The organism is Neisseria sp. HMSC061H08 (assembly GCF_001836795.1).
Lineage (GTDB): Bacteria > Pseudomonadota > Gammaproteobacteria > Burkholderiales > Neisseriaceae > Neisseria > Neisseria subflava_A.
The window spans coordinates 56,135-73,348 of record NZ_KV830562.1; the positions used below are offsets into that span (position 1 = coordinate 56,135).

The 17,214-nt window shown below is 52.1% G+C and carries 12 protein-coding genes; 8 read left to right on the forward strand and 4 right to left on the reverse strand.

The genetic code is table 11. The annotated features are described in order from the left end of the window. Window positions 1–101: 101 nt before the first annotated feature. Complete coding sequence (locus HMPREF2675_RS04310; protein WP_070814174.1) at window positions 102–1,511, reverse strand: DEAD/DEAH box helicase; 1,410 nt, start codon at window positions 1,509–1,511, stop codon at window positions 102–104. A 336-nt stretch (window positions 1,512–1,847) separates the two neighbouring features. Here HMPREF2675_RS04310 and HMPREF2675_RS04315 point away from each other — a divergent pair, with 336 nt between their 5' ends. From HMPREF2675_RS04315 to gloB, 7 genes are all read left to right on the forward strand, one after another. Beyond that, entirely contained in the window at window positions 1,848–2,792 is a 945-nt protein-coding gene (locus HMPREF2675_RS04315; RefSeq protein ID WP_070814175.1) for a class I SAM-dependent methyltransferase, read from the forward strand. A gap of 112 nt (window positions 2,793–2,904) precedes the next feature. Next, window positions 2,905–4,086: an aspartate aminotransferase family protein gene (locus HMPREF2675_RS04320; protein WP_070814176.1), complete on the forward strand. Its 1,182-nt coding sequence runs from the start codon at window positions 2,905–2,907 to the stop codon at window positions 4,084–4,086. A gap of 204 nt (window positions 4,087–4,290) precedes the next feature. After that, the gene (locus tag HMPREF2675_RS04325) at window positions 4,291–5,226 is read left to right on the forward strand and encodes a dihydroorotate oxidase (protein ID WP_070814177.1); all 936 of its coding nucleotides are present in this window, start codon (window positions 4,291–4,293) and stop codon (window positions 5,224–5,226) included. 91 nt (window positions 5,227–5,317) lie between these two features. Further along, a complete protein-coding gene (gene rep / locus HMPREF2675_RS04330; protein WP_070814178.1) occupies window positions 5,318–7,318 on the forward strand; it encodes a DNA helicase Rep in 2,001 nt (666 codons plus the stop codon). A gap of 306 nt (window positions 7,319–7,624) precedes the next feature. Then, entirely contained in the window at window positions 7,625–11,521 is a 3,897-nt protein-coding gene (gene purL / locus HMPREF2675_RS04335) for a phosphoribosylformylglycinamidine synthase (RefSeq protein ID WP_070814179.1), read from the forward strand. Between the two features lie 182 nt (window positions 11,522–11,703). After that, window positions 11,704–12,789 carry a hypothetical protein gene (locus HMPREF2675_RS04340; RefSeq protein ID WP_070814180.1) on the forward strand — a complete coding sequence of 362 codons (1,086 nt, stop codon included), beginning with the start codon at window positions 11,704–11,706 and terminating at the stop codon, window positions 12,787–12,789. A gap of 23 nt (window positions 12,790–12,812) precedes the next feature. Continuing rightward, a complete protein-coding gene (gene gloB, locus HMPREF2675_RS04345) occupies window positions 12,813–13,562 on the forward strand; it encodes a hydroxyacylglutathione hydrolase (RefSeq protein WP_070814181.1) in 750 nt (249 codons plus the stop codon). A 70-nt stretch (window positions 13,563–13,632) separates the two neighbouring features. On the opposite strand, the gene guaA is transcribed toward gloB, so the two are convergent. The 3 genes from guaA to dut all read right to left on the reverse strand — a co-directional run bounded on the left by guaA (window position 13,633) and on the right by dut (window position 16,312). Beyond that, window positions 13,633–15,198 carry a glutamine-hydrolyzing GMP synthase gene (gene guaA, locus HMPREF2675_RS04350; RefSeq protein ID WP_070814182.1) on the reverse strand — a complete coding sequence of 522 codons (1,566 nt, stop codon included), beginning with the start codon at window positions 15,196–15,198 and terminating at the stop codon, window positions 13,633–13,635. A 148-nt stretch (window positions 15,199–15,346) separates the two neighbouring features. Further along, window positions 15,347–15,673, reverse strand: coding sequence for a hypothetical protein (locus HMPREF2675_RS04355; protein WP_070814183.1), 327 nt, complete (start codon window positions 15,671–15,673; stop codon window positions 15,347–15,349). Between the two features lie 186 nt (window positions 15,674–15,859). After that, window positions 15,860–16,312: a dUTP diphosphatase gene (dut, locus tag HMPREF2675_RS04360; RefSeq protein WP_003680707.1), complete on the reverse strand. Its 453-nt coding sequence runs from the start codon at window positions 16,310–16,312 to the stop codon at window positions 15,860–15,862. A gap of 110 nt (window positions 16,313–16,422) precedes the next feature. On the opposite strand from dut, the gene pdxH reads away from it, so the two are divergent. After that, complete coding sequence (pdxH, locus tag HMPREF2675_RS04365) at window positions 16,423–17,055, forward strand: pyridoxamine 5'-phosphate oxidase (RefSeq protein ID WP_070814184.1); 633 nt, start codon at window positions 16,423–16,425, stop codon at window positions 17,053–17,055. The last annotated feature ends 159 nt before the right edge of the window (window positions 17,056–17,214 follow it).

Consider the following 17,214-nt stretch of genomic DNA (forward strand, 5'->3'; position numbering starts at 1 on the left):
AATCCCACGCTTTTTTATATGCGAAAACTCGAAACCATAAAAAAGGGCGTGTCTTCACACGCCCTTTCGTCTTATTTCAGACGGCCTTAAGATTGAAGCAATCAACCTTTTTTATGTTTGCCGCCAAAGCCGTCGTTAGACTTACGTTTGCCTTTAAAGCCTTCGCCGCCTTTTTTGAAACCGTCAGACTTCTTGAAACCGTCTTTCTTAAAGCCGTCTTTCTTGAAACCGTCTTTTTTATGGCCTTCGCCGCGAGCTTTACCGCCGAAGCCTTCTTTAGCCGGTTTCTTATCGCCGCGCCAGCCGCCGGATTTACGATCGCCCCAGCCGCCTTTGCCTTTCGGTTTGCCGCCGGCAGATTTGCGTTTGCGTGTCGGCTCCATGCCTTCGATGGTCAGCTCAGGCAATTTGCGGCCGATGTATTTTTCGATTTTGTGTACTTTGACGTATTCGTTCACTTCGGCAAAAGTAATCGCAATACCGGTACGGCCTGCGCGGCCGGTACGGCCGATGCGGTGAACATAGTCTTCTGCCTGTTTCGGCAAGTCGTAGTTGATAACGTGGGTAATGGTTGGTACGTCGATACCGCGTGCGGCAACGTCGGTGGCAACCAAAATTTTGCAGCGGCCTTTGCGCAAGTCCATCAGCGTGCGGTTACGCCAGCCTTGCGGCATATCGCCGTGCAGGCAGTTGGCGGCAAAACCTTTTTCGTACAATTCATCCGCGATAACTTCGGTCATGGCTTTGGTCGATGTGAAAATCACACATTGATCGATATTGGCATCACGCAAGATGTGGTCGAGCAGGCGGTTTTTATGGCGCATATCGTCGCAGTACAACAGCTGCTCTTCGATTTTGCCTTGATCATCAACACGCTCAACTTCGATGGTTTCAGGGTCTTTGGTCAGTTTGCGCGCCAGTTTACCCACCGCGCCGTCCCAAGTGGCGGAGAACAACAAAGTCTGACGGTCGCTCGGCGTTGCTTCAACGATGGTTTCGATGTCGTCGATAAAGCCCATGTCCAACATACGGTCGGCTTCGTCCAGAATCAGCACTTCCAAACGTTCAAAATCAACTTTGCCGCTCTGCATCAAGTCCATCAGACGGCCCGGAGTGGCGACAATCAGGTCAACCGGTTTGCTCAAAGCACGGGTTTGGTAGCCGAAAGATGCACCGCCGACAATGCTGACAGTACGGAACCAACGCATATTTTTAGCATACGCCAGCGCGTTTTTTTCCACCTGAGCCGCCAGTTCGCGGGTCGGGGTCAATACCAAAGCGCGCGGGCCTTTGCCTGGTTTTTCGCTGCGCTTGGTCAGTTTTTGCAAAGTGGGCAGCAGGAAGGCTGCAGTTTTGCCTGAACCGGTTTGTGCCGAAGCCATAATGTCGCGACCGTCCAAAGCAAACGGAATCGCTTGCGCCTGAATCGGGGTCGGGCTTTCATAACCCTCGCTGCTTACGGCAGACAAAATGTTTTTATCAAGGTTCAAATCAGCAAATTTAATAGACATATCTATCCTAAGAGACAACAACGCGCACGCCTGAACAATTTCAGACGACCTGAAGCAAAGGAAAGTAACGATACGGGAAATGTGAAGTTACAGGGTTGTCGCAAGCATCTTGCTTGTGGTTAACATCGACGACAACCTGCACAGAAAAGGCTTTGCAAATATGCAAGCAATAAAAGAAACGCGCCCGAAACGGCGGTTTAGGTTGGATGACGATGGCTTCGTATCAAAAGGCGAACGGCGGATAATATAGATTTTATGGATAACAGTCAAGCAAAAAGGCATCAAGTGCGTTAAAATCCAACCCCTTCCCAATACTTATTCAGGCCGTCTGAAACCATGACCGATATCACACCCTTCGCCAACCGCTTGGGCAAAAACATCAAACATCTTATGAAATGGGCCAAACGCAACGGCATCGAAGCCTGGCGCATTTACGACCGCGACATCCCACAATTCCCCTTCGCCGTCGATGTTTACGGCGACCAAATCCATCTTCAGGAATACGATACCGGCTGGCTGATGCAGCCTGAAGAATACGAAGCATGGCTTGCCGATGTATTGGAAGCCATTGGTTTTGTGACCGGTTTTGCGCCCGAACAAATCCACCTCAAACGCCGCGAACGTCAAAAAGGTTTGCAGCAATACGAGAAAACCGGCAAAACCGGCGATGATTTCATTATCACTGAAAACGGCCGCAAGTTTTGGGTCAACCTCGACAAATACCTCGATACCGGCCTTTTCCTCGACCACCGCAACACGCGCAAAAAAGTTGGCGAAACCGCAGCAGGCAAACGCTTCCTCAACCTGTTTTCCTACACAGGCAGCTTCACCGTCTATGCAGCCACCGGCGGCGCGGTATCCAGCGAAACCGTCGATTTGTCCAACACTTATCTCGATTGGGCGAAACGCAATTTCGAACTCAACGGCATCGACTCCGAACAACACCAAATCGTCCGCGCCGACGTGTTCCAATACCTACAAAACGCTGCCGCCGAAGGCAAACAGTTCGACCTTATCGTCATGGATCCACCCAGCTTTTCCAACAGTAAAAAGATGCTCGACATCCTCGACATCCAGCGCGACCACAAAAAGCTGATCGACGGTGCAATGAGCCTGCTCGCTTCAGACGGCATTCTGTATTTCTCCAACAACCTGCGCAGCTTTGTGTTGGACGATTCGGTCGCGGAACAATACGCCGTCAAAGACATTTCCAAACAGTCCGTTCCCGACGATTTCCGCAACAAAAAAATCCATCAATGCTGGGAAATCAAGCATAAATAAGCATCAGGCCGTCTGAAAGCCAGTTTTCAGACGGCCTGATTACCATATTGAATCTCTCAACCAATAGGCGCATAATTCAAAAAATTGTTGACAATATCAAAAGGAAAATAACATGCAAAACTACCTGACGCCCAATTTCTCATTCGCCCCCATGATTCCGGAACGCGCGCTCGGCAGCCGGGTTTGGGATACCGAAGGACGAGAGTACATTGACCTGTCAGGTGGTATTGCAGTGAACGCACTGGGGCATTGCCATCCCGATTTAGTCGCAGCCTTGGCCGAACAGGCGCAAAAACTCTGGCACATTTCTAATATCTATACCACCCAGCCGGCGCAAGAATTGGCCAAAAAACTGGTCGAAAACACCTTCGCCGACAAAGTGTTTTTCTGCAACTCCGGCGCGGAAGCCAATGAAGCCGCGTTGAAACTGGCGCGCAAATACGGCCGCGATCATTTTGGCGAACACAAAACCGAAATCATCTCCTGCCTCAACAGCTTCCACGGCCGCACCCTGTTTACCGTGTCCGTCGGCGGCCAGCCCAAATACAGCAAAGACTACGCACCGCTGCCGTCAGATATTACCCATGTTCCATTTAATGATATTGCCGCATTGGAAGCCGCCGTCAGCGACAAAACCTGCGCCGTGATTATCGAGCCGATTCAAGGCGAAAGCGGCATTCTGCCTGCCACCCAAGAATACCTGCAAGCCGCGCGCCGTTTGTGCGACAAACACGGAGCCTTGCTGATTTTGGACGAAGTGCAAACCGGCATGGGCCATACAGGCAAACTGTTTGCCTACGAGCATTACGGCATCACACCCGACATCATCAGCTCCGCCAAAGCCTTGGGTTGCGGTTTCCCGATTGGCGCGATACTGACCACCGATAAAATCGCCCCAACCTTCGGCCCCGGAACGCATGGCTCGACCTTTGGCGGCAATCCGATGGCATGCGCGGTCGGCAGCCGTGCGTTTGACATCATCAATGCGCCCGAAACATTGGCACACGTTGAACAACAAGGCCAAAAACTTCAGACGGCCTTGCGTGAAATAGGCGTAAAAACCGGCGTATTTAAAGAAGTCCGCGGCATGGGCCTGCTGCTCGGCTGCGTGTTGGCAGACAAATACGCAGGCAAGGCATCGGAAATTACCGCCGCCGCTTTGAAACACGGCCTGATGGTACTGGTTGCCGGCGCCAATGTCGTGCGCTTCGCCCCCAGCCTGCTGCTGAACGATGAAGACATGGTCGAAGGCTTGAAACGTTTTGAAGCGGCTTTGAACGAATGGTTGGCCTGATTTTCAAAACCCAATAGCCAAATCAGCCGACAGCTTAGCGAAGGCCGTCTGAAAGACCGTTTGAGTTTTTCAGACGGCCTTTTTTCAATATTGAAAACAACATCCGCCTACATTCCCTGTCATTTGATGTTTGTTAAAAATCGTACCGCCTCTTCGTGCTACGCTTGGCAAACATTTTGATTTTGCAAAGAAAAGGAGCAGGAGATGGTATCGTTGAAAACCCAAATCGCCGGTTTTTCCTTTGACAACTGCCTGATGAATGCCGCTGGGGTGTCATGCATGACTGTTGAGGAATTGGAAGCGGTCAGACAGTCTTCGGCAGGCACTTTCGTTACCAAAACCGCAACGCTTACCCCTCGTCAAGGCAACCCCGAGCCGCGTTATCGGGACGTGCCTCTCGGCAGCATAAATTCGATGGGCTTGCCGAATCAAGGCATTGATTACTATCTGGATTACCTGCTTTCACTCCAAGAGGCTCATCCGAAAAGGGCTTTTTTCCTCTCGCTGGTCGGTATGTCGCCCGATGAAACACACATGTTATTAAGAAAAGTGCAAAACAGCGGGTTCAACGGCATTACCGAACTCAATCTTTCCTGCCCAAACGTCCCCGGAAAGCCTCAAATCGCCTACGATTTTGAAACCACCGAGCGGATTTTGAGCGAAGCCTTTGCCTACTTCGACAAGCCTTTGGGCATCAAACTGCCGTCGTATTTCGATATTGCCCATTTCGATCAAGCGGCGGAAGTGTTCAACCGCCATCCCTTAAAATTCGTCAACTGTGTCAACTCCATCGGCAACGGCATGTATATCGAAGACGAATCCGTCGTCATCCGCCCGAAAAACGGCTTCGGCGGCATAGGCGGCCAATACATCAAACCAACTGCGCTCGCCAATGTCCACGCGTTCTATCAAAGACTGGATCCGTCTATTCAAGTCATTGGAACGGGCGGCGTTTACAGCGGCCGGGATGCGTTTGAACACATCTTGTGCGGCGCAAGCATGGTGCAGATCGGCACGGCGCTACACCAACAAGGCGTAGGCATTTTTGAACGGATTTCCCTTGAATTAAAAGCCATCATGGCGCAAAAAGGCTACGAAAAACTGGAAGACTTCAAAGGCAAATTGAAATATTTGGCATAAGGTTTACGCTAAAAAACGCCTAAGGCCGTCTGAAAATTTCAGACGGCCTTGTTGTATAATTGCGCCCCACATTACCCGTCTTCCTCCTTCAATGAAACTCAACCCTCAACAGCAAGCCGCAGTCCAATATCTTGGCGGCCCCCTGCTCGTCCTTGCCGGCGCAGGCAGCGGTAAAACCGGCGTGATTACCCAAAAAATCAAGCATTTGATTGTCAATGTCGGCTACCTGCCGCATACCGTCGCCGCAATTACCTTCACCAACAAAGCCGCCACGGAAATGCAGGAACGCGTTGCCAAAATGCTGTCCAAATCGCAAACGCGCGGGCTGACGATTTGCACCTTCCACTCTTTGGGCATGAAGATTTTGCGCGAAGAGGCGAACCAAATCGGTTACAAAAAAAACTTCTCCATCCTCGACTCTACCGACAGCGCGAAAATCATCGGCGAACTCTTGGGCGGCACGGGCAAAGAAGCTGTATTCAAAGCGCAGCACCAGATTTCCCTGTGGAAAAACGATTTAAAAACGCCCGAAGATGCCGTTCAGACGGCCTCCAATGTGTGGGAACAACAAACAGCGCGCGTTTATGCGAGTTATCAGGAAACCCTGCAAAGCTATCAGGCGGTGGACTTCGACGACTTAATCCGCCTGCCCGCCGTGCTGTTGCAGCAAAACAGCGAAGTGCGCAACAAATGGCAGCGGCGACTGCGTTATCTGTTGGTTGACGAATGTCAGGACACCAATACCTGCCAATTTACGCTGATGAAACTCTTGACCGGCGCGGAAGGCATGTTTACCGCCGTCGGCGACGACGACCAGTCCATCTACGCATGGCGCGGAGCCAACATGGAAAACCTGCGCAAAATGCAGGAAGACTATCCGCAGATGAAGGTCATCAAACTGGAGCAAAACTACCGCTCCACCGCGCGGATTCTCAAAATCGCCAACAAAGTCATCGAAAACAACCCCAAACTCTTTACCAAAAAACTTTGGTCGCAGTTTGGCGAAGGCGAAATCGTCAAAGTCGTTGCCTGCCAAAGCGAGCAGCACGAAGCCGACTGGGTCGTCAGCCAAATCGTCAAGCAAAAGCTGGTCGGCGGCGACAAAACCCAATACGCCGATTTCGCCGTGTTATACCGCGGCAACCATCAGGCGCGGATTTTTGAAGAAGCCTTGCGCAGCGCGCGCGTTCCCTACCAACTCTCCGGCGGGCAGAGTTTTTTCGACAAAACCGAAATTAAAGACGTCTTGTCCTATTTGCGCCTGCTTGCCAACCCCAACGACGACCCCGCCTTCCTGCGCACCGTAACCACCCCAAAACGCGGCATCGGAGATGTAACGCTGGGCAAACTCAACACCTACGCGCACGAACACGAATGCAGCCTGTATGAAGCCGCGCAAACCGAAGAAGCGCTTGCCCCGTTGAACCATACCAACTGCCAACACCTGCAAGCCTTCATGGATATGATTGAAAGCTATCGAGCCAAAGCCGAAACCAGCGAAGCAGGCGAGCTTATTCATAACCTGCTGAAAGAAATCGACTACGAAAACCACCTGTTGGCCAACGAAGAAGGCAAAGCAGGCGAAATCAAATGGCGCAACGTCAGCGACCTGACCGGCTGGCTGGAACGCAAAGGCGAGCAAGACGGTAAAAACATCATCGAGCTTGCCCAAACCATCGCTCTGATGACGCTTTTGGAAGGTAAAGGCGAAGAAGAAGTCGATGCCGTCAAACTCTCCACCCTGCATGCTTCCAAAGGATTGGAATACCCCTACGTCTTCCTCGTCGGCTGCGAAGAAGGCATCCTGCCGCACAACGACAGCATCGAAGAAGACAATGTCGAAGAAGAACGCCGCCTGATGTATGTCGGCATCACCCGCGCCAAGCGCCAGCTTACGCTGACCCACTGCCTCAAACGCAAAAAACAAGGCACATGGCAATTCCCCGAACCCAGCCGCTTCATAGACGAAATGCCGCAGGAAGACATCAAAATTTTAGGACGCAAAGGCGGCGAGCCGATTGTGAGCAAGGAAGAAGGGAAAAGTAACTTAGCAGGCTTGCTGGATATGCTGGGGAATAAAAAGAAAGGATAACGCAAGGCCGTCTGAAAACAAGGTTTCAGACGGCCTTATTGTCAGCAAAAAATTAAAAACAACCATCCAATAATCCTCACTTTATGTCGTCGCACCTATCCGACCCCCTTTCGCCCAATCCTTCAAAAATAAATAAAAATAACTGAATAATCAGATATAAAATAAACAAAAGGACGGAAAGACGGCTTCTTCCGTCTTCTGTTCACAAGTAAAAATTGTCAACATTTCAAGTATAAATTCACAAGCAAAATCGCATTTTTCAGGTATAATAATGGACTCCCCAACTGCATTTTGTGAGCTGAATCCATGTCTGTTGTTCTGCCCTTGCGCGGTGTAACCGCCCTTTCCGATTTCCGTGTTGAAAAACTCTTTCAAAAAGCAGCCGCACTCGGCCTGCCCGAAGTCAAATTAAGCAGCGAATTTTGGTATTTTGTCGGTAGCGAAAAAGCACTTGATGCCGCGACAGTCGAAAAACTGCAAGCCTTACTGGCGGCGCAAAGCGTTGAACAAACGCCCAAAGCGCGCGAGGGCTTGCATTTATTTTTGGTAACGCCCCGTTTGGGCACCATTTCGCCTTGGGCTTCCAAAGCAACCAATATCGCCGAAAACTGCGGTTTGGAAGGCATTGAGCGCATCGAGCGCGGCATGGCCGTATGGTTGGAAGGTGCGCTTACCGACGAGCAAAAACAACAATGGGCAGCCCTGTTGCACGACCGCATGACCGAAAGCGTGTTGACCGACATCAATGCAGCGGCGCAACTGTTCCACCACATCCAATCGGAAACCTTCTCCAGCGTAGATGTATTGGGCGGCGGTAAAGAGGCATTGGTCAAAGCCAATACCGAAATGGGCTTGGCGCTTTCAGCCGACGAAATCGATTATCTGGTTGAAAACTATCAGGCTTTAAACCGCAATCCGTCCGATGTTGAATTGATGATGTTCGCTCAGGCAAACAGCGAACACTGCCGCCACAAAATCTTCAACGCCGACTTCATCCTCAACGGCGAAAAACAACCGAAATCCCTTTTCGGCATGATTCGCGACACACACAATGCGCATCCCGAAGGCACAGTCGTTGCCTATAAAGACAATTCGTCCGTAATCGAAGGCGCCAAAGTCGAGCGTTTCTATCCGAATGCGGCGGAAAACCAAGGCTACCGTTTCCACGAAGAAGACACCCATATCATCATGAAAGTGGAAACGCACAACCACCCGACCGCCATCGCGCCGTTTGCCGGAGCGGCAACGGGTGCGGGCGGTGAAATCCGCGACGAAGGCGCAACAGGCAAAGGTTCGCGTCCGAAAGCGGGCTTAACCGGCTTTACCGTCTCCAACCTGAATATCCCCGGCTTGGAGCAGCCTTGGGAACAAGCCTACGGCAAACCCGGCCATATTGCTTCTCCTTTAGACATCATGATAGAAGGCCCGATTGGCGGCGCAGCGTTCAACAACGAATTCGGCCGTCCGAACCTCTTGGGCTACTTCCGTACCTTTGAAGAGAAATTCGACGGTCAAGTCCGCGGCTATCACAAACCGATTATGATTGCCGGCGGCTTGGGCAGCATTCAGGCACAACAAACACACAAAGACGAAATTCCCGAAGGCGCATTGCTGATCCAACTGGGCGGCCCGGGCATGCTTATCGGCTTGGGTGGTGGCGCGGCTTCTTCTATGAATACCGGTACAAACGACGCGTCTTTGGACTTCAACTCCGTACAACGCGGCAACCCTGAAATCGAACGCCGCGCGCAAGAAGCCATCGACCGCTGCTGGCAGCTCGGCGACAAAAATCCGATTATCTCCATCCACGACGTCGGCGCGGGCGGCCTGTCCAACGCCTTCCCCGAGCTCGTCAACGATGCCGGACGCGGCGCGGTATTCAAACTGCGCGAAGTGCCGCTGGAAGAACACGGCCTCAGTCCATTGCAAATCTGGTGTAACGAATCGCAAGAGCGTTATGTGTTATCGATTTTGGAAAAAGATTTGGAGACCTTCCGCGCCATCTGCGAACGCGAACGCTGCCCGTTTGCCGTAGTCGGCACGGCGACCGACGACGGCCATTTGAAAGTACGCGACGACTTGTTCTCCAACAACCCTGTCGATTTGCCATTGAACGTCTTGCTTGGCAAACCACCCAAAACCACGCGCACCGACAAAACGGTTACGCCGTCTGAAAAACCGTTTAACGCCGGCGATATCGACATTACCGAAGCCGCCTACCGCGTTTTGCGCCTGCCTACCGTAGCTGCTAAAAACTTCCTGATTACCATCGGCGACCGCAGCGTCGGCGGCATGACCCACCGCGACCAAATGGTCGGTAAATACCAAACCCCCGTGGCCGACTGCGCCGTGACCATGATGGGCTTCAATACCTATCACGGCGAAGCGATGTCTATGGGCGAAAAACCGACTGTTGCCCTATTTGACGCACCCGCATCAGGCAGAATGTGCGTCGGAGAAGCCATTACCAACATCGCGGCGGTCAACATCGGCGACATCGGCAACATCAAACTCTCCGCCAACTGGATGGCGGCGTGCGGCAACAAAGGCGAAGACGAAAAACTCTACCGCACCGTCGAAGCCGTTTCCAAAGCCTGTCAGGCATTGGATTTGAGCATTCCCGTGGGTAAAGACAGCCTATCGATGAAAACCGTTTGGCAGGACGGCGAAGAGAAAAAATCCGTCGTATCGCCGTTGAGCCTGATTATTTCTGCGTTTGCGCCAGTGGAAGACGTACGCAAAACCGTTACGCCTGAGTTGAAAAACGTCGAAGACAGCGTATTGCTGCTGGTTGACTTGGGCAACGGCAAAGCGCGCATGGGCGGCTCGGCGTTTGGTCAGGTTTATAACAACATGACCGGCGATGCACCTGATTTGGACGATACAGGCCGTCTGAAAGCGTTTTACAACGTGATTCAACAGCTTGTCGCCGAAGACAAACTCTTGGCATACCACGACCGCAGCGACGGCGGCTTGTTTGCGACGTTGGTGGAAATGGCGTTTGCGGCACGATGCGGCTTGAACGTGGATTTGACTTCACTGGTTGCCAACCAAGCCGACGTCAACGAAGCCAGCATCCGCGCATTGTTCAATGAAGAACTGGGCGCAGTGATTCAAATTGCCAAACAAGATGTTGCGGCAGTAGAAGCCTTGTTTAAAGAAGCTGATTTGGCACTGCATACCGTTGCCACCATCGATACTGACGAAAAAATCGTTATCCGCAATCAGGCAGGCATCGTGCTGGAACAAACCCGCGCCGACCTGCAACGCGCATGGCAGGAAACCAGCCACGCCATCCAACGCCTGCGCGACAACCCTGCCTGCGCAGACAGCGAGTTCGCCCTGATTGGCGACAACGACCGCAGCGCATTGTTTGCCGACGTGAAGTTTGACGTAAAAGAAGACATCGCCGCGCCGTTTATCAACAGCGGCGCGAAACCCAAAATCGCCATCCTGCGCGAACAGGGCGTGAACGGACAAATCGAAATGGCCGCCGCCTTTACCCGCGCCGGATTTGATGCCTACGACGTGCATATGTCCGACCTGATGGCAGGTCGTGTTCACCTTGCCGACTTCAAAATGCTGGCGGCGTGCGGCGGCTTCAGCTACGGCGACGTACTCGGTGCGGGTGAAGGCTGGGCGAAATCCATCCTGTTCCACCCTGCTCTGCGCGACCAATTTGCCGCCTTCTTCGCCGACCCAAACACGCTGACATTGGGTGTGTGCAACGGCTGCCAAATGGTTAGCAACCTCGCCGAGATTATCCCGGGCGCAGAGGCATGGCCTAAATTCAAACGCAACTTAAGCGAACAGTTTGAAGCGCGCCTGAGCATGGTTCATGTCCCCAAATCAGCCTCCCTGATCCTGAACGAAATGCAAGGCTCCAGCCTGCCTGTCGTGGTCAGCCACGGCGAAGGCCGCGCCGACTTCGCGCTTCACGGCGGCAATATTTCTGCCGATTTGGGCATTGCGCTGCAATACATCGACGGACAAAACCAAGTGACCCAAACTTATCCGCTCAACCCTAACGGCTCGCCGCAAGGCATCGCCGGTGTGACCAACACCGACGGCCGCGTCACCATCATGATGCCGCATCCGGAACGCGTGTACCGTGCCGCGCAAATGAGCTGGAAACCGGAAGACTGGACGGAACTGTCTGGCTGGTATCGCCTCTTTGCCGGCGCAAGAAAAGCTTTGGGCTAATGAAAAGCTTGATTTGATCAGGCTTTAAGCAAGGCCGTCTGAAACAGGAAAGGCAAAATTTTCCGCCTCCTGTTTTCAGACGGCCTTTAAGTTTACTTTATTTATAGAAACCGGCTGCCGTCATTCTGTATTTCCCTCTTTTAAACTATAATCGACATATTCAGACGGCCTTTTCCGACATTATGACTCGACAAGCCTTTATCCTCAGCGATTGCGAATTTTCCGAATGCGGAGAAAAGCCTTACGCCCTATTGACCGCGAATCCGACTAAGGAACACCACTTCATCGCCCAAACCGAGCAACGGCAGCATGCGCATAATCCGCAGGTCAGCCCGCAAAATCAGAATGTTTACATGCTGCCCTTGTCCATGTTCCACACTGGCGAAAAAGCCCGCGGCAAAGAACAAAACCGCAGCGAAGCGATAAGCGTCAACATCATCGGCAACTTGGCGGCGAAAAACCTCTATACGCTGACCTTTGTCGAAGACTCCGCCAACCAATACAATCTGGAAAGCTGGTTCAACCGTCATGAAAGCGGCTACGAAGATGCCTGCAACCATCTGCGCACCTTACCTGCAGGCCGTCTGAAAACACCTACGGCAAATGCCGATACCGTCAAAGTACCGGATGCCTTGTGGCGGATATTGCGGCTGAAATTCCTCGGCATTCTTCGCAATCCGCACAACCATAAAAACCTGTTTGCCCACCGCCTGCACCAAACGCTTCGGGCGCGGCTGCCGGAAGTCGGTTTTGAATTTGTCCGCTTGATCAGCAAACGCGACCCCAAGCGCATCGAAGCCATTATGCAGGACTACCGTTTTTCCTTTCTCTGCTATGTCGATTGGCTGGGCGGGCTTTACGGTATGTTGAGCGAAGGCGTGGCGCAGCCGTCGTTGTTTGAACGGCTGTTTTGCAACATTTTTGCCGAACCCGAAGCAGTGAAAATCGAATTGTTCCGCTATCCGGAAAACACAGGGCTGTGCCTGTTTGGCGACAGCAGTTTCTGCCTGCAAGCCTCGGCAAAGCTATTGAGCGTCGGTGTCAATATTTCGCACGATATGTTTGCCGTCGTCCATCTGCAAACTGGCCGTTGGCACGCGTTTAAAAACACCTTTCATCACGATGCGCCCAAACTGCAAGGCCAAGTGCGGATTATCGACGGCGACCAAACCCAAAGATTGCTGTTTAACCGACTGTGCATCCAGCAAGCCCATGAAGCCGTGTTCGGCCAAAGCCCGAATATCAAAGATTATTTAGAGGCCGTCTGAAACCCCAAACCAGAAGAAAGCATATGAAAATCACACCAATCCAAGCTCTAAACGACAACTACATCTGGATGATTCAAGAAGGCAACCATGCCGTCTGCGTTGATCCGTCCGATGCCACGCCCGTTTTGAAATTCCTCGTTCACAACCGCCTGATGCTGGCGCAAACATGGATTACCCATCCGCACCCCGACCATACCGGCGGCGCAAAAAGCCTGTTCCACGGCTTTTTGGAATCCCCAATCTATGGCGAAAGCGACATCGACGTGGCGACACATACCGTCACGGCAGGCACGCAGTTCCCGTTTGGCGAAGGCTTGGTTACCGTTTGGGCAACTCCCGGCCATACCGACCGACACATCAGCTATCTGCTGGAAAATTCAGACGGCCTGCACGTTTTCTGCGGCGACACCTTGTTCTCCGCCGGTTGCGGCCGCGTATTTACCGGCACAATCGAGCAGCTTTACGACAGCTTCCACCGATTCAACCAGCTGCCCGAAGAAACGCTGTTTTATCCGGCGCACGAATATACCGCCTCCAATCTGCGCTTTGCCCAACATATCGAGCCGGACAACACCGACATTCAGACGGCCTTGGCCGCAGCCAAACACACGCCGACACTGCCTGTCAGCCTGGCGCACGAACGCAAAGTCAATCCGTTTTTCCGCGTACACCTGCCCCAAGTTCGGGGACGCGCCGAAGAATTGAGCGGACAAAAATTAAACAGCGAACTCGAAGTCTTCGCTGCTTTGCGTGAATTGAAAAATCAATTTTAATTGGGCTATTCCCTAAATAATAAAGGCCGTCTGAACAATATCTGTTCAGACGGCCTTTATTATTTAGGGATTATTCCCACTCAATCGTGGCAGGCGGTTTGCCGCTGACATCATAAACCACGCGGTTGATACCTTTGACTTCGTTGATGATGCGGTTGGACACGCGGCCAAGCAGCGAGTAAGGCAACTCAGCCCAGTGTGCGGTCATGAAGTCGCTGGTAATCACGGCACGCAAAGCTACGACGTAATCATAAGTACGGCCGTCGCCCATTACGCCGACGGATTTTACGGGCAGGAACACGGCAAAGGCTTGGCTGGTCAGGTCGTACCAAGATGTCCCGTTTTCATCGGTGGTGTTGCGCAATTCTTGAATGAAAATATCGTCCGCTTGACGCAGCAAGTCGGCATATTCTTTTTTCACTTCGCCCAAGATACGCACGCCCAAACCCGGGCCTGGGAACGGATGACGGTACACCATTTCGCGCGGCAGACCCAAAGCGACGCCCAATTCGCGTACTTCGTCTTTGAACAAATCACGCAACGGCTCAAGCAATTTGAGCTTCATGTTTTCAGGCAGGCCACCGACATTGTGGTGCGATTTGATGGCGTGGGCTTTTTTGGTTTTCGCGCCTGCGGATTCGATTACGTCGGGGTAAATCGTACCTTGCGCCAACCATTTGGCGTTGGTGAGTTTTTTCTCTTCAGCATCAAAGACTTCGATAAATTCCGCACCGATGATTTTGCGTTTTTTCTCCGGATCGGTCACGCCGGCAAGTTTCGCCAAAAACTGCTCTTCGGCATCAACGTGAATCACGCGTACGCCCAAGTTGCGGGCAAACATATCCATCACCATTTTGCCTTCGTTCAAGCGCAACAAACCGTGGTCAACAAACACGCAGGTCAGTTGGTCGCCGATGGCGCGGTGAATCAGCGCGGCCGCTACAGAAGAGTCCACGCCGCCGGACAAACCCAAAATCACTTCGTCGCTGCCGACTTGTTCGCGGATTTTGGCAACGGCTTCTTCGATGTAGTTCGGCATGGTCCAGCTTGGTTGTGCGCCGCAAATATCCAAGACAAAGCGGTTCAACAACGCGCGGCCTTGTTTGGTGTGGGTCACTTCAGGGTGGAATTGGATGCCGTAGAATTGTTTCTCAGCGTTTTCCATCATGGCAATCGGGCAAGACGGGGTGTCGCCGATGACGGAGAAGCCGGTAGGCAGTTTGGAAACTTTATCGCCATGGCTCATCCATACGTCGAGCGTGTTTGGCGCATCATCTTGAATGCCGCGTGTCAGCTCGCTGTCGATGGTTTTCACTTGCGCATAACCGAATTCGCGTTGGTTGCCCGGGCTAACTTCGCCGCCCAAGTGGTGCGCCATAAATTGCATACCGTAGCAGATGCCCAAAACCGGAATACCTAAATCAAAAATACCGGTATCGGCTTGATAATCGGATTCGTAAACGGAATTGGGGCCGCCGGAGAGGATGATGCCTTTCGGATTGAAGGCTTTGATTTCGTCCAGAGGCATGTCGAAAGAATGCAGTTCGCAGTAAATGTGAGCTTCGCGCACGCGGCGGGCGATCAGCTGGGTAACTTGCGAGCCGAAGTCGAGGATGAGGATTTTGTCTTGGATCATGGCGAAAACTTTGCAAAATATAAGAAAACGGTGCGGCCGGGAGGGTAAATTTCAAATTTAAACCACAATAAAAAAGGCCGTCTGAATCGGCGGATTATACCATTGTTCAGACGGCCTTTATAGGGCAAAACCCAAATCTCTCATCTTTCTATTTTGCGTGTTTCTCAGGAATCATATCGCTGCGCGAGAGCAGCAGCAGACAACCCAACACAACCATGCCGATGGCTAATAATGGCGAGAGGTAAATCCAGTAGTTCATGTGCAGATAAATGGCTGTACCGATATAAACCAGCATCGGGCCGGAAACGATGGACTGTTTGTTGATGCCGTCCATAATCAACACGGCAAAGCCCAAAATAATTAATGCGCCGGCAATCATGGTCGATGTCGCAGGCAAAATATCCGTGGCGCGTAAAAACCAAACTGCACCAAAGATAATCAAAAATAAAGGCAGAAAAAGTGAAGGACGGGACATAACAACGCTCCGTAAAGGTTTCAGACGGCCTGTATTATTGTGTGCGCCGGTCATACAGACAAGATATAAAAATGCAATCTTGTGTGTGATTATGCAAAGGTTGGCACAACAAAAAGGCCGTCTGAACAACAGCAAACCGAAATCAAATATTTCAATTTATCCTGTATCAGACGGCCTTTTAACTCATCAGGCTTTGCCGGTACTGCCGAATCCGCCTTCACCGCGCTCGCTGGCGGCAAACTCGTCCACAACCTTAAACGCGGCTTGAACAACCGGCACAATCACCATTTGCGCGATACGCTCCATAGGCTCGATGGTAAACGCTTCTTTACCACGGTTCCACAGAGAAACCTTCAATTCGCCTTGATAATCCGAGTCAATCAAACCGACCAAATTGCCCAAAACAATACCGTGTTTATGACCCAAACCGGAACGCGGCAGCAAAACGGCTGCATACGCAGGGTTGGCCAAATGCACCGCCAAACCGGTCGGCACGAGATATACATCGCCCGGCTGCAACACAACAGCTTCATCCAGGCAGGCACGCAAGTCCAAACCGGCAGAACCGGGCGTTGCATAAGCAGGCAGGGAATCGGCCATTTTCGGATTTAAGATTTTCAGTTCGACTTCGGTTTGCATGACGGGACTCCGTATTGTTCTTTATTGGAAAGGGCTACGATTATACACAAATGCCCTTGAGGCCGTCTGAAAAAACGGAGTATGATTCAGTCAGACCTAAGGAGAAAATCATGGACTTGCACAATATCCGCGAAGATTACAGCAAACGCGAGCTGTCGGAAGCCGAATGCCACGCCGACCCGATTGTCCAATTCGAGCAATGGCTGAACGAAGCGATTCACGCCGAAGTCAACGAACCGACTGCGGTCAACGTTGCCGCCGTAGGCGAAGACGGCAGACCCAACAGCCGCATGGTACTGCTGAAAGAAGTCAACCCCAAAGGCTTTGTTTTCTTTACCAATTACCACAGCCGCAAAGGACGCTCCTATACGGCACACCCCTTTGCCGCCATGACTTTTTTCTGGCCGGAACTCGAACGCCAAGTGCGCATTGAAGGACGCATTGAAAAACTCGACGCCGCTGCTTCGGACGAATATTTTGAAAGCCGCCCCTACACCAGCCGTATCGGCGCATGGGCAAGCGAACAAAGCGAAGTGATTTCTAGCAAAGCCGTCTTGGTGGCCAAAGCCGCAGCCGTCGGTGTCAAACATCCCCTGCATGTTCCCCGCCCGCCGCATTGGGGCGGATACCTCGTTATTCCCGACCGCATCGAATTCTGGCAAGGCCGCCCGAGCCGCCTGCACGACCGCATTCAATACCGCCTGGTTGACGGCAGCTGGATACGCGAACGCCTTTCGCCATAATTTTCGGATTTTCAAACAAAAAATTACTGGTTGAGTTACAATACAGCCTTTCATCGGCAGGCCGTCTGAATCTGATTTTCAGACGGCCTTTTCCCCCAATCCAACCCCTGCCGCAACTGCCGCAGAAGAACCGCTTTTTCAAGCGAGTTAGGAAAAATC